Below are 12,197 nucleotides of genomic sequence, written 5' to 3' on the forward strand. Positions count from 1 at the left end.
GGTCAAAGCGCTCTGCGACGATCCGGCGTTCTCGACGAAGACCGCGAACGCCACGTTGCCCTGGTAGCCGACGAACCAGCCGTGCTCGGTGCCGCCGCCCGCCTCCGCGGTGCCCGTCTTCCCCGCCAGGCCGGGGATTCCGGCCAGCTGCTTGGCCGTGCCGCCGGTGACGACCTCGCGCATCATCGCGCGCAACGGCTGCAGCACCGCTGCGGGAGGAGCGGCCGCCACGTCGTTCGGTGTCGAGGGCTTGCCGCGCATCAGCGTCGGCGTGGGCTGCTTGCCGGAGACGACGGTCGCGGCGACGAGCGCCATGCCGAACGGGCTCGCGACCACGTTGCCCTGGCCGAAGCTGTTCTCCACCTGCTGGTCGCCGGTCGCGGGCGGCACCTTGCCGGTGTTCGTGTCGGCGCCGGAGATGGTCCAGTCTGCTCCCAGTCCGAAGCGCTTCGCCATGTCCGGCAACGCGTTCGGCCCCAGTTTCAGGCCCAGCTCGCCGAAGGTCGTGTTGCAGGACAGCGCGAACGCCGTGCGGAACGGCAGGCTGTCGTGGCCGAAGCCCGCGTTGCTGATCGTGCGCGTGCCGACGGTGTCGGTGGCGGGGCAGGGGAGCGCGGTGTTCGCCTGGACGAGGCCCGCGTTCAGGGCCGCCGCCGCGGTGACGATCTTCAACGTCGAGCCGGGGGCGTAGCGGCCGACGAACGGGTTGGTGCCGCTCAGCGTCTTGTTCTGCGCCACGGCGAGGATCTCGCTCGTCGAGGCCTCGATGGCCACGATCGCCGCGCCCTTCGGCAGGGCGTCGACGGCGGCCTGGGCGGCTGCCTGCCGGGCCGGGTCGAGGGTGACGGTGATCTTCTGGCCGCCCTCGGGCTTCTTGCCGTCCAGCGCGGTGAAGGCCGCGCCGGAGCTGATGCCGACCTCCCAGCCGTCGGTGCCCTGCACGTCGCCGGCCGAGCCGGTGATCGACCTGTAGAGGCCGTCCGGGATCGCGTTCTGGACGAGCGGCTTGCCGTCACGGCCCAGCAGGGCGCCTTCTGCCAGCGCCTTGCGGAAGACGAGCGAGGCGCCCTCGGTCAGCTGCGGGTGGATCAGCGCCGGGGTCCAGTGGACCTTCCAGGTGCCGCCCGCACGGGTCATCGGGATCTTGACGTCGTACTTGAGCCGGCTGGAGTTCGGCATCGTCCACGTGACGGCCGCGGTGAGCTCGGTGGTGGTGGCGTCCGCCGCCGGCGGTTCGGCCGCGGCCAGCTGTGCCTGGTAGACCGAGGTGCTCATGCCGGCCTTCGTGGCCTCCAGGGCCGGTACCGCCACGTCCGGCGCGTCGATGAAGGGCGCGGCGCTGGCCGGACCGGAGAACGCCCTGGTCAGGAACGACTGGGCCACCTGCGACGGCGTCTGCGGGGTCTGCACCTGCGACCCCCCGCCCGGTGCGTCCGCGGCCGTCGTGCCGCCGGACCACAGCAGCGCGCCCCCCACGCCGACAATGGTCGCCGTGGCGAGCGCGCCGCCGATCAGGATCCATCTACGCGTTCTCTGCTCCACCGGTGAAGTCCCCCCATGTCAGTGCTTTCCCCGGTGGGAGACTAACGGCGGACCGTTCGGCAGAACCGCGTATTTCCGCTCATCCGAGCTGCGGGATGCGGGTCTGGTAGTGCCTGAGCAGGTCGGCGTTGGCCGCGTCGCCGCCCTCCACGTTCGCGCTGCGCCACAGCGGCAGTTGCACACCGCTCGCGGCGGCCTTGTCGACGAGGCGCACCATCAGCAGGTTCCACAGGAACGTGGTGGCGAGGGTCGAGATGGCCGCGGTGACCGGCGCCTGCTCCGGGTAGGTGGAGTCGCCGGGCGGGACCAGGTTGTCGAGCACCACGGTCGCGACCTCGGCCAGCGTCACGCCCGCGCGGCGCGGTGCCTTGGCGCTCGACGCCACCGACGTGACGGCGACGACCGGGCAGCCCTTGCCGGCGGCCTCCTGGGCCAGCTCGACCGGGTAGGGGTTGACGCCCGAGGTGGAGAAGACGAACAGGACGTCGTGCGGTGCGAGACCCGACTCGCGCAGGACCTCGCCCGCGAGACCGGAACGGCGTTCGGCGGACGTGCTGCTGATCGCGCCGTGCATCGGGAGCAGTTCGGGGTGGTAGACCGGGCGGACGCAGGCCAGGCCGCCCGCGCGGTAGAAGGTCTCGGCGACCGCCGCCAGCGAGTGCCCCGCGCCCGCGGTGAGGAGGAGCCCGTCGGCCTGCACTGCGGCGAGCACGAGCTCGGCCACGTCGTCCAGTGCGGCCGCGTTGTGCTGTTCCACGCGCGTCAGGTGAGTGCGCACGAGGTTGCCGTAGTCGGAGCCGGTCACGGTGTCGGTCGTCATGCGGCCCAGTAGTACCTGATTGCGGAAGACCCCACCAGTAACCCGAGCACCACGAACCTCGATACGCGCGGCAACGGGACCGCTGCGGGCAGGGGGTGGGGAGGATCAGACGGCACTTCTGCTCCTGGGTGGTGCTCGCGGCGGTCTTCACGGCCGCCGGGGCCGCGCACATCGCGCTGGCGGTCACCTACTCCGAGCTCTGGCCGGTGTGGGTGGCGCTGGTGTCGCTCGCCGTCGCGGGCGGGTGCGCGCGGGCGGCGGTGCACGCACGCCCCTGACCTGGCAGGTCCTGCGGCCGGTCGACGTCCGCGCCGTCCGCGACGTCGGCGCACTCGACGAGACGCACGGTGTTCGCCCTGAGGTAGTCCCGCGCACCCTGGTCGCCCGCCGCGGAGGCCACGACGCCCGTGAAGTGGTCCGAGCCGATCAGCACCGGGTGCCCGACCTCGCCGTCGTAGGTGGCGCGGGCCAGGACTCCCGGCCCGGCCAGGCCGATCAGGCGGTGCAGGGCGTCCACCGTCACTCCCGGCGTGTCCACGGGGAGGACGACGACGGCGTCCACGACACCGACGGCGCGCAGGCCGGTGCGCAACGACGAGCCCATGCCCGTGTCCCAGTGGGGGTTGTCGACGACGGTCACGCCGTCCAGCGCGGCACGCCGGCGCACTTCTTCGGCCTGTGCGCCGAGCACGACCACGACCGGGTCGCAGCCGGCGGACAGCAGCAGCTCCGCCGCCGACTCGACGAAGAGCTTGCCGTCCAGCGGGACGAGGGCCTTGGGGGAGCCGAACCGGCGGCCGGCCCCCGCGGCGAGCAGGAGACCGGCCACGCGCATGACGTCGAATCTAGTTCAGGTGCTCCAGGATCAGCGAGGACACGGCCTCCGGGATCTCCTCGGGGATCCAGTGGCTCACGTCCTCGACCATCTCGAACCGGTACGGCCCGGTGCACCACTTCTCGGTCTCGAACGCCGCCACCGACCCGAAGGCGACGTCCTCGGTGCTCCACACGTACATGGTCTTGACGCTGACCTTGTCCGCGGCACCGTGCGGCTTGCCGGCGCGGTACCAGTTCAACGCCGCCGTCAGCGCGCCCGGCTCCGACAGCCGCTGGACGTACTCGTCGACGTGCGAGGGGCGCACCCGCCACTCGAACATGGAGCGCAGCGCGTGGGCGTTGTTGTCGAGCATGCGCTTCTCGGTGCTGCGTTCGCGCCAGTCGAGCATGTACCGCGACCGCATCGCCTGCTCCTCGTCGGTCTGCAGCGCGGTCTTCAACGCACCGGGGTGCGGGGTGGAGAAGACGCTGAGCGTGCGGACGCGTCCGGGGTGCTCGATCGCGGTCCACCAGGCGACGGCGCCGCCCCAGTCGTGGCCGACCAGGTCGAACGTGTCCCAGCCCAGTGCGTCGGCCATCGCGATCACGTCACCGACGAGGTGCGTGACGGTGTACTCGGAGGCCTGCTCCGGGCGCACGCCGGGGGAGTAGCCGCGCTGGTCGGGCGCGACGGCGCGGAAGCCGTTCACGCCGAGCACCGCTACCTGGTGCTCCCACTCGATGGCGGCCTCGGGGAACCCGTGCAGGAGCAGCACCGGCCGGCCGTCCTCGGGGCCGGACGCGATGGCGTCGAAGGTGCCCGCGCCGGTGGGGATGCTGAGGTGGTCGATCACGGCTGCGCACCCTACTGCGTGAGCGCGGCGGAGGCGTCCCGCAGGCGGCGCGGACCGTGCGTTCGATGTGACCCGGCTCTCACCGTCCGAGCCGGAGGGCGTGGCATTCCGAACATCAACTGTGCAACCGCATGTAGACGTGGCGAGACCGCTCGCCGGCACGAAGGCCGTGGTGCTCGTGCTGCACGGCGGCCGCGAACACGGCCAGGAACCGGTCAGGCGGCACAACCTCGCCTACCTGAGGATGGTGCCGCTGGCCAGGGCCCTGCGCGCGCCCGGTGTCGAGGTCTGGACCCTGCGCTACCGGGTCCGCGGCTGGAACGCGCCGAACCTCGACCCCGTCAAGGACGCCCGGTGGGCCCTCGACCGGATCAGCGAGCTGCACCCCGGCGCCCCGGTCGTGATCGTCGGCCACTCGATGGGCGGCCGGGCGGCGTTGCACGTCGCGGGACATCCGAACGTGATCGCGGTGTGTGCGCTCGCGCCGTGGATCGTGCCCGGTGAGCCGTACGAGCAGCTGCGCGGCAAGTCGCTGTTGATCGCACACGGCGACCAGGAGCGGATGACGGACCCCGCGAAGTCGTTGCGGTTCGCGCGGCAGGCCAAGACGGTCACCGACCGGGTCGCGCGGTTCAGCGTCGTCGGCGACGGCCACGCGATGCTCAAGAGAGCGAGGGACTGGACCCGGCTCGTCGTGTCGTTCGTCCACGGTGAACTGGGGCTCGAACCGGTGGCGCCCGACATCGCGAACGCGATGCGGGAGGCCTCGCCGCGAGGCCTCGACGTGCCGTTGGGAGGCTCGCGTGGCTGAGGTCGCCGTCGCTGTTCGAGGCCGACGACCGGCTGGGTGGGCACGCGCACACACACGACCTGGGCGGCGTGCACGTCGACAGCGGTTCATCGTCCACAACGAACGGACGTGCCCGAACCTGATCAGGCTGTTCCGCGAGCCCGGCGTGTCCACACAGGACTCCGAGATGTTCGACAGCCCCGGGGTGGACCTGCGCACGGCCCAGCTGCGCAAGATCGACGGCGTGCTCGACCACGCGGGCGTGCGGTCCGGCTCACGCGTGCTGGAGATCGGCACCGGCTGGGGCGCGCTGGCCATCCGGGCGGCCGGCGCGGCGCCACCGTCACGTCGCTGACCATCTCCGCGGAGCAGCGCACGCTGGCGTTGGACCGGGTGAGGGACGCGGGCCTCCACGACCGGGTGACGGTCGAGCTGCGCGACTACCGTGAGGAGCACGGCCGGTACGACGCCGTCGTCAGCGTCGAGATGATCGAGGCGGTCGGCACCGAGTACTGGCCGGACTACTTCCCGGTGCTCGACCGCGTGCTCGCGCCGGGCGGCCGCGTGGGGCTGCGGGCGATCACCATGCCGCACGACCGCATGATCGCCGGCAAGGCCGGCTACACCTGGATCCACAAGTACATCTTCCCCGGCGGGCTCATCCCGTCGGTCCGCTCGATCGAGGAGTCGGTGCGCGACCACACCCGGCTGCGGATCGTCGAGACGCGGCCGTTCGGCGACGACTACGCCGAGACCCTGCGCCGCCGGCGCGAGACGTTCATCGCCCGCCGGGACGAGGTCCGCGACCTCGCTTCGACGACACGTTCCGCCGGATGTGGGAGTTCTACCTCGCCTACTCGGAGGCGGGCTTCCGCGTCGGCCACCTCGGGGTGCGGCAATTCGGCATGGCCGGAAGACTGGGCCATTAGGACCACGTTCTACCCCAGTCGGGTGCTGCTCACCCCACCCGACTGGACTTCGTGGTCCTCTTGGAAGCAGCCGGTATCAAACGCCACGCTGCGGACTCTTCTTCAGTGAAGCCCCAGTGTCGCTGTAGTTGGAGGAGGTCGCCGGGATGGTCATGCCCACAGCCGTGCGTACCGGTGGCGGTGTCGCGGTCCTCGCGCCCTCGGAAGGTCCGGGGGCTGGCAACCCGCCCGCGGTGCCCACGCGCCGCCGGGCGCGCCCGGCGCCGGTCTCCACCCGGTGGCTCGCCGAAGCCGAGTTCGCCGATCTCGTCGACGCCGCCCTCGACGGGGACAGACGGGCGGTCGAGCACCTGCTCGGCCGCATCCAGCCGCTGATCGTGCGCTACTGCCGCGCCCGCGTCGGCGGCCGTGAGCGCACGCTCGTCTCGGCCGAGGACATCGCGCAGGAGGTCTGCGTGGCGGTGCTCGGCGCCCTGTCCAAGTACCGCTACGAGCCCGGCTCGTTCCTCGCCTTCGTGTACGGCATCGCCGCGCACAAGGTCGCCGACGCCCGCCGCCGCGCCGTCCGCAACCGCGCCGAGGTCGTGCCGGAACTGCCCGACTGCCCGTCCCTCGACGCGGGCCCGGAGCAGCACGCGGTCAACGGCGAGATGATGGCCCAGGTCACGCGCCTGCTGCACAGGCTGCCGCCGCGCCAGCGCGAGATCCTGGTGCTGCGGGTGGCCGTCGGGCTGTCCGCCGAGGAGGTCGCGCTGGCCGTCGAGTCGACGCCGGGCGCCGTGCGGGTGGCGCAGCACCGGGCGCTCGCCCGGATGCGGGAGATGATCGCCGAAGAGGGCTGACGCCTACCGCGGCACGGTGGTCCGGAGGTCGGTGAACGCCGCCACCACAGCGGTGACCAGGATCAGCGCGCCGAACAGCGCCAGCGCCACCCCGGCACCCGCGAGCCCCGCGACGAACGCCCCGAGCACCGGGGCCGCAGGGGTGACCGCGCGGGTGAAGAAGGTCAGGACGGCGTCCATCCGCCCCATCAGCTCGTCGGGCACCATGGCGGTGAAGACGGAGTTCACCGAGACGTTGAGCAGCGGTGTGCCGATCGCGGTGAGCATGAGCGGCACGAACGGCCACCACGCGCCGAACGGCAGCACCATCGCGATGTTGCACGCGCCGAACAGGGTGAGCACGGCGACCAGGAGCCGGCCCGGTGCCGCGGTGACCCTGGGCGAGAGCACGGCGCCGAGCACACCGCCCACGCCGATGCCGGTGAGCACGAGGCCGACCAGCCAGTCGGCGCCGCCGCGCTCCTTGACGAGCGCCATCACCGGCAGCAGCCCGGCCGACCCGAGCAGGTTCAGGGCCAGGAAGACCGCCACGAGGTTGCGCAGCCCGCGCCGGCGCCACAGCCAGCGCCAGGCGTCGCGCAGGTCGTGGTGCATGCGCTGACGTGGCTGCTCACCGGCTCGTGGCGGAATCTTCGCGCACCACGCGCAGACGGCCGCGACCAGGAACGACAGCGCGTCGGCGAGGAACGGCACCGCGCGGCCGAGACCGAAGAGCAGGGCGCCGATCGGTGGGCCGGCCAGCCACGCGACGTGACCCCGCGCCTCTTCCTGCGCGTACGCGGTCTTGAGCTGCTCGGGCGGCACGACCGCTTTGACCGCCGCGGTGCGCGCGGGACCCGTGAAGGCCGTGCAGGCGCCGTCCACGGCGGCGAGCACCACGAACACCAGGACCGAGTTCGCGCCGGTCACGACGTTGACCGCCATCGCGGCGACGGCGACGGCCTGCGTGGTCTGGCTGCGGACGAGGACCTTGCCGCGGTCCCAGCGGTCCACCCACACCCCGGCGGGCATCTGGGTGAGCACCAGCGCCGCCGTGCGCACACCGGCGACCACCCCGGCCCAGAAGATCGACCCGGTCACCGCGTAGAGCAGCAGCGGCACGGCGACCGTCGTGAGCTGCGTGCCGAGCTGCGAGACGGCGCCGCCGAACCAGAGCAGCTGGAACTGGACGTTTTTTCTGAGCGGAACCCCCATGTGCGCCGTTTCTAGCGCATCGGTGCCGGGCGGCGGGTGGCAAGGTCTACCCATGGCTGATCCCGCGGCTGCCCCCGACTACGACGTGCTGCTGACCGGCACCGTGTTCCTCGACATCATCTTCACCGGCCTGCCCCGCCCTCCGGAGCCGGGCACCGAGGTGTGGTCCGAAGGGCTCGGGTCGTGTCCGGGCGGCATCGCGAACCTCGCGGTCGCCCTGCGCCGGCTCGAGCTGAAGACCGCGCTCGCCGCGGCGTTCGGAGAGGACGCCTACGGCGACTTCTGCTGGGACGTGCTCGCCGACCAGGAAGGCGTCGACCTCTCCTACTGCCGCCGTTTCTACGGATGGCACTCGCCGGTGACCGTGAGCATGGCGATGGAGCGCGACCGTTCGATGGTCACACACGGGCACAAGGCGCCCATCGTGGCCGACGACCTCTTCAACCCGCCGCCGTCCGCGCGCGCGTGCTTCGTGCACATCCAGGCCGAGGACGAGCAATGGGTCCGCACGGCGAAGGAGAACGGCGCGAAGCTCTTCGCCGACATCGGCTGGGACCGCACCGGCGCGTGGTCTCCCGAACTGCTGCGGCGGCTCGACGGCTACGACGTCTTCCTCCCCAACCACGTCGAGGCGCAGGGCTACACCCGCACCGACACGCCCGAAGCCGCCGCCCGCGCGCTGGCCGAGCACGTGCCCGTGGTGGTCGTCACACGCGGTGGTGGCGGGGCGGTCGCCGTCGACAGCGCGACCGGTGAGTGCGTCGACGTGCCGGGCCTCAACGTCGCGCAGCTCGACGCGACAGGCGCGGGCGACGTGTTCGGCGCCGGGTTCGTGATGGGCACCCTGGCCGGGTGGCCGCTCGAGCACCGGGTGCGGTTCGCGAACCTGTGCGCCGCCCTGTCCGTGCAACACTTCGGCGGTTCGCTGTCGGCGCCCGGCTGGGGGGACATCGCGGTGTGGTGGCGGACGGTGAGCCGGCGGCCCGACGAAGAGCTGTCGCGCTACGGGTTCCTCGACGACCTCCTGCCCGGCCACGCGGGGGGCGAGGTGCGCAGGGCCAGCCCGACGATCGGCCTGCGGCTGCTGCGGTAGAGCCCCCCACCGGCCGCTCGCGCCGTGTCCGGGTGGTGTCGATCACCACCGCGCCTTTCGGTGTCAAGTCCCGGCCGGTGGGGAACCCTGCGACAATCACATCGAGTCATCCGGTTGAAACAGTCGATCAGCGGACGCAACCTCCTGGGCCTCTCGCGCGACTTAGTAGACAGAGATCTCTGGGGTTTTGTTCGGAAGGAGTTGCGGGTTGTTCGCCGCACGCGCGTCAGGCTTGGTCAAGTTGCTGGGGTTGTGCCTGACGGCGGGTGTGCTCCTCGCCGCGATGGTTTTCCCGCTCGTCGGAGGTCTCGGTCTCGCGTCCAACCGCGCGGCCGACACCGTCGACCAGACGTCGGGGGATCTCGCGAAGGGTGAGCTGCCGCTCGTCACGACCATCCAGGACATGAACGGCGACCCGATCGCCTACCTGTACGACCAGTACCGCATCCCGCTGGAGTCCAAGGACATCGCGGACACCATGAAGGGCGCGATCCTCGCGATCGAGGACAAGCGCTTCTTCGACCACCAGGGCGTCGACTGGCAGGGCATCGCCCGTGCCGCCGCCAAGGCCGGTGTGGACGGTGGCGCGACGCAGGGCGCGTCGACGCTGACGCAGCAGTACGTGAAGAACTACATGGCGTTCGTGCTCGGCGCCGACAACGAGCAGGAGGCCTGGGAGAAGGCCACCGAGGCCACCATCGGCCGCAAGATGCGCGAGGCGCGCGTCGCGTTGCAGCTCGAGCAGCAGATGACCAAGGAAGAGATCCTCACCGGTTACCTCAACATCGTGCCGCTGGGCAACCAGACCTACGGCGTGGGCGCGGCGGCCAAGGCGTACTTCAACACGACGGCCGACAAGCTGACCGTCCCGCAGGCCGCGCTGCTGGCCGCGATCGCGAACCGCCCGTCGTCGCTGAACCCCGGCGCGTCCCCGGACAAGGCGCTGGAGCGCCGCAACATCGTCATCGACAAGATGCGCGAGAACGGCGCGTTCGGCGCCGACGAGACCGAGGCGAAGAAGAAGGCCGACGAGTTCAAGGCCGCGCCGCTGGGCGTCGTCGAGGACCTGCAGATCCTGCCGAAGGGCTGCGTCGGCGCCGGTGACGGCCCGATCTACGGCTTCTTCTGCTCCTACCTGCTCGACTACCTGCGCGAAGCCGGCATCACGAACAAGGAGCTGCAGCGCGGCGGCCTCACCATCAAGACGACGATGGACCCGAAGGCCACCAAGGCCGCGAAGCAGTCGGCCGAGCAGCAGGTGCCGAAGACCCAGAACGGCATCGCGAACGTCATGTCCGTCGTGCAGCCGGGCACCGACAAGCACCGCGTGCGCGCCCTCGTCGCCTCCCGCGACTACGGCAACAAGGCCGAGCTGGGCCAGGTCGCCCGCCCCGTGCCCGCCGAGGTCCTGCCCTTCGGCCCCGGCTCGGTGAACAAGGTCTTCACCGCCGCCGCGGCCATGGAGCGCAACATCATCGGCATCGACAAGCCGATGGACGTGCCGAAGGTCTACTACTCGAAGGTCTACCCCAACGGCGGCGCGCCGTGGAAGGTCGAGAACGCGGGCAACTACGGCGAGAAGATGACGCTGACCCAGGCCCTCGCGCAGTCGCCGAACACCGGCTTCGTGATGCTGCAGGAGAAGGCGGGCCTGGGCAACGTCGTCGACATGGCCTACCGCCTCGGCATGCGCGAGACCCTCCAGGGCGCGAACCGCGCGGGTGAGCCCCTGAAGGAGGACAAGTCGAACGGCCCGTCCCAGGGCGACTGGACGAAGCAGAACAACGCGGGCTCCTACACCCTCGGCCCGGGCGCCACGAGCGTCCTGGAACTGGCGAACGTCGCCGCCACCATCGTCTCGGGTGGCACCTGGTGCCCGCCGAGCCCGGTGGAGCAGGTCCTCGACCGCTACGGCAAGCCGATGCCGCTCAAGGAACTGCCCTGCGAGCAGGCCGTGAACACCGAACTGGCCAACTCCCTGGCCCAGGGCATGTCCCAGGACACCGCGGCCGGCGGCACGGCGGCCGAGGCGGCCCGCAGCACCGGCTGGAACCGCCCGGTCATCGGCAAGACGGGCACCACCGAGGAGCACAAGTCGGTCGCCTTCATGGCCGCGACCCCGCAGTACGCGGGCGCCGTCATGACCTACGCCGACGGCAACCGCCCCGAGGTGATCTGCGCGAACCCGATCCGCCTCTGCGGCGGCAGCAACGCGGGCGTCTTCGGTGGCCAGGTGGCGGCACCCACGTGGTTCAACGCCATGAAGGCGATCCACGACGGCCTGCCGGTGGTCCCGCTGCCCCCGGCCGCAGGCCGCTACAAGTAACCCGTCAACCCGGCCAGGGGCCGTCGGACGCCAGGTGCGTCCGGCGGCCCTTTGCGTTGCGCGTGGGGGGAGGGCTCGGGGCGAGGGCGGTGCGTGGCTCCGATCAGCGGTGATGACGCGACCACGACGGCCCCGATCACGATCGTCGCGGTGCGGGCACGCGCGTTGCGGTCACCCCGAGTCGGCCCATCCGGTGGCCGAGACCTCTTCAGCCGAGGCCGAGTCCCCGAAACACCCCGGACACGCTCCAAACCACCCCGAACGACTTTCTCGATAAAGCGACTGACCAGTACAAACACAGATGAATGGCATTGGTCTACTGCACGTTGACCAACATCCGACCAGCCGGTTACGCAAAGTAGTCGCCAGTGGGGCTAATCACGTGAATGCCCTAGACGCTTGCTTCTTGCGGTGACGCGAGGTTACGTTCTGCGCCGCATGTCACGGTTCGATAACCGCAAGGACACGGATCACCCCCGAAGCGGTCCAGTCCACCACCGGGCCCCCGAAGCCCGCAGCCAGGCCTCCCGAAGCCAGGCGAAGCGCGGTCAGACGAACTCCCCCGAGTGCATGGAGGCAAGGTTTGGCACGGCATCGTGCGAAGGGCCCTCTGGATTCAGAGGCCCCGACGCGGCCGGAGGCCGAGGAGCGGACTTCCCCGATCCGCACCAAGGTCCTGCGGCGTGCGAAGGCCCCGTTGGTGGACGTCATCGCCAAGGTGGACCTTGATCGCAAGAAGGCAGTGGCGGCCGTTGTGGCCGCGGGCGCTCTGGCCGGCGCCGGGTTCACCCAGGCGATGGCCACCGTCGGTCCCGCGGACGGCATCGTGCCCGTCGCGGCGACCAGGGACCTGGCCGCGGCCATGACCGGTCAGAAGCAGGCTCCGCAGGTGCTGGACGTCCAGACGATCCACTCGGTCGACACCGCCGCCGAGACGCGCAAGCTGCTGCAGGCCGAGCAGATCCAGGCGCAGTTCCACGTTCGCGAGGCG

At 71.2% G+C, this 12,197-nt stretch carries 9 protein-coding genes and 2 pseudogenes; 6 read left to right on the forward strand and 5 right to left on the reverse strand.

Features of this window, described 5'->3' with window-relative positions:
- The 4 genes from L6E10_RS26600 to L6E10_RS26615 form a co-directional block, all read right to left on the reverse strand.
- A partial coding sequence (locus tag L6E10_RS26600) for a penicillin-binding transpeptidase domain-containing protein (protein WP_236222505.1) occupies positions 1-1,542 on the reverse strand: 1,542 nt, incomplete at its 3' end.
- Between the two features lie 79 nt (positions 1,543-1,621).
- Positions 1,622-2,362, reverse strand: a complete 741-nt coding sequence (locus tag L6E10_RS26605) for an SIS domain-containing protein (RefSeq protein ID WP_236222506.1) — start codon at positions 2,360-2,362, stop codon at positions 1,622-1,624.
- A gap of 187 nt (positions 2,363-2,549) precedes the next feature.
- The gene (locus L6E10_RS26610) at positions 2,550-3,197 is read right to left on the reverse strand and encodes an NTP transferase domain-containing protein (protein WP_236222507.1); all 648 of its coding nucleotides are present in this window, start codon (positions 3,195-3,197) and stop codon (positions 2,550-2,552) included.
- A gap of 10 nt (positions 3,198-3,207) precedes the next feature.
- Positions 3,208-4,032, reverse strand: coding sequence for an alpha/beta fold hydrolase (locus L6E10_RS26615; protein ID WP_236222509.1), 825 nt, complete (start codon positions 4,030-4,032; stop codon positions 3,208-3,210).
- Positions 4,033-4,171: 139 nt separating this feature from the next.
- Between L6E10_RS26615 and L6E10_RS26620 the strand changes: the two genes are divergently transcribed.
- The 3 genes and pseudogenes from L6E10_RS26620 to shbA all read left to right on the forward strand — a co-directional run bounded on the left by L6E10_RS26620 (position 4,172) and on the right by shbA (position 6,593).
- The gene (locus tag L6E10_RS26620) at positions 4,172-4,843 is read left to right on the forward strand and encodes an alpha/beta hydrolase (protein ID WP_236222511.1); all 672 of its coding nucleotides are present in this window, start codon (positions 4,172-4,174) and stop codon (positions 4,841-4,843) included.
- Between the two features lie 11 nt (positions 4,844-4,854).
- Positions 4,855-5,751, forward strand: a pseudogene (locus tag L6E10_RS26625) (class I SAM-dependent methyltransferase); the annotation flags it as partial.
- 146 nt (positions 5,752-5,897) lie between these two features.
- The gene (gene shbA, locus L6E10_RS26630) at positions 5,898-6,593 is read left to right on the forward strand and encodes an RNA polymerase sigma factor ShbA (RefSeq protein ID WP_236222513.1); all 696 of its coding nucleotides are present in this window, start codon (positions 5,898-5,900) and stop codon (positions 6,591-6,593) included.
- A gap of 3 nt (positions 6,594-6,596) precedes the next feature.
- Here the strand turns inward: shbA and L6E10_RS26635 are convergent, their stop codons facing one another.
- A complete protein-coding gene (locus L6E10_RS26635; protein WP_236222515.1) occupies positions 6,597-7,787 on the reverse strand; it encodes an MFS transporter in 1,191 nt (396 codons plus the stop codon).
- A gap of 52 nt (positions 7,788-7,839) precedes the next feature.
- Between L6E10_RS26635 and L6E10_RS26640 the strand changes: the two genes are divergently transcribed.
- The 3 genes and pseudogenes from L6E10_RS26640 to L6E10_RS26650 all read left to right on the forward strand — a co-directional run.
- Positions 7,840-8,880, forward strand: coding sequence for a carbohydrate kinase family protein (locus tag L6E10_RS26640; protein WP_236222517.1), 1,041 nt, complete (start codon positions 7,840-7,842; stop codon positions 8,878-8,880).
- Positions 8,881-9,088: 208 nt separating this feature from the next.
- On the forward strand, positions 9,089-11,206 hold the full coding sequence (locus tag L6E10_RS26645; RefSeq protein WP_236222519.1) for a transglycosylase domain-containing protein: 2,118 nt from the start codon (positions 9,089-9,091) through the stop codon (positions 11,204-11,206).
- A 583-nt stretch (positions 11,207-11,789) separates the two neighbouring features.
- Positions 11,790-12,197 (forward strand): annotated as a pseudogene (locus L6E10_RS26650) (hypothetical protein); the annotation flags it as partial.

This window comes from Lentzea sp. CC55 (assembly GCF_021056325.1).
Taxonomy (GTDB): domain Bacteria; phylum Actinomycetota; class Actinomycetes; order Mycobacteriales; family Pseudonocardiaceae; genus Lentzea; species Lentzea jiangxiensis.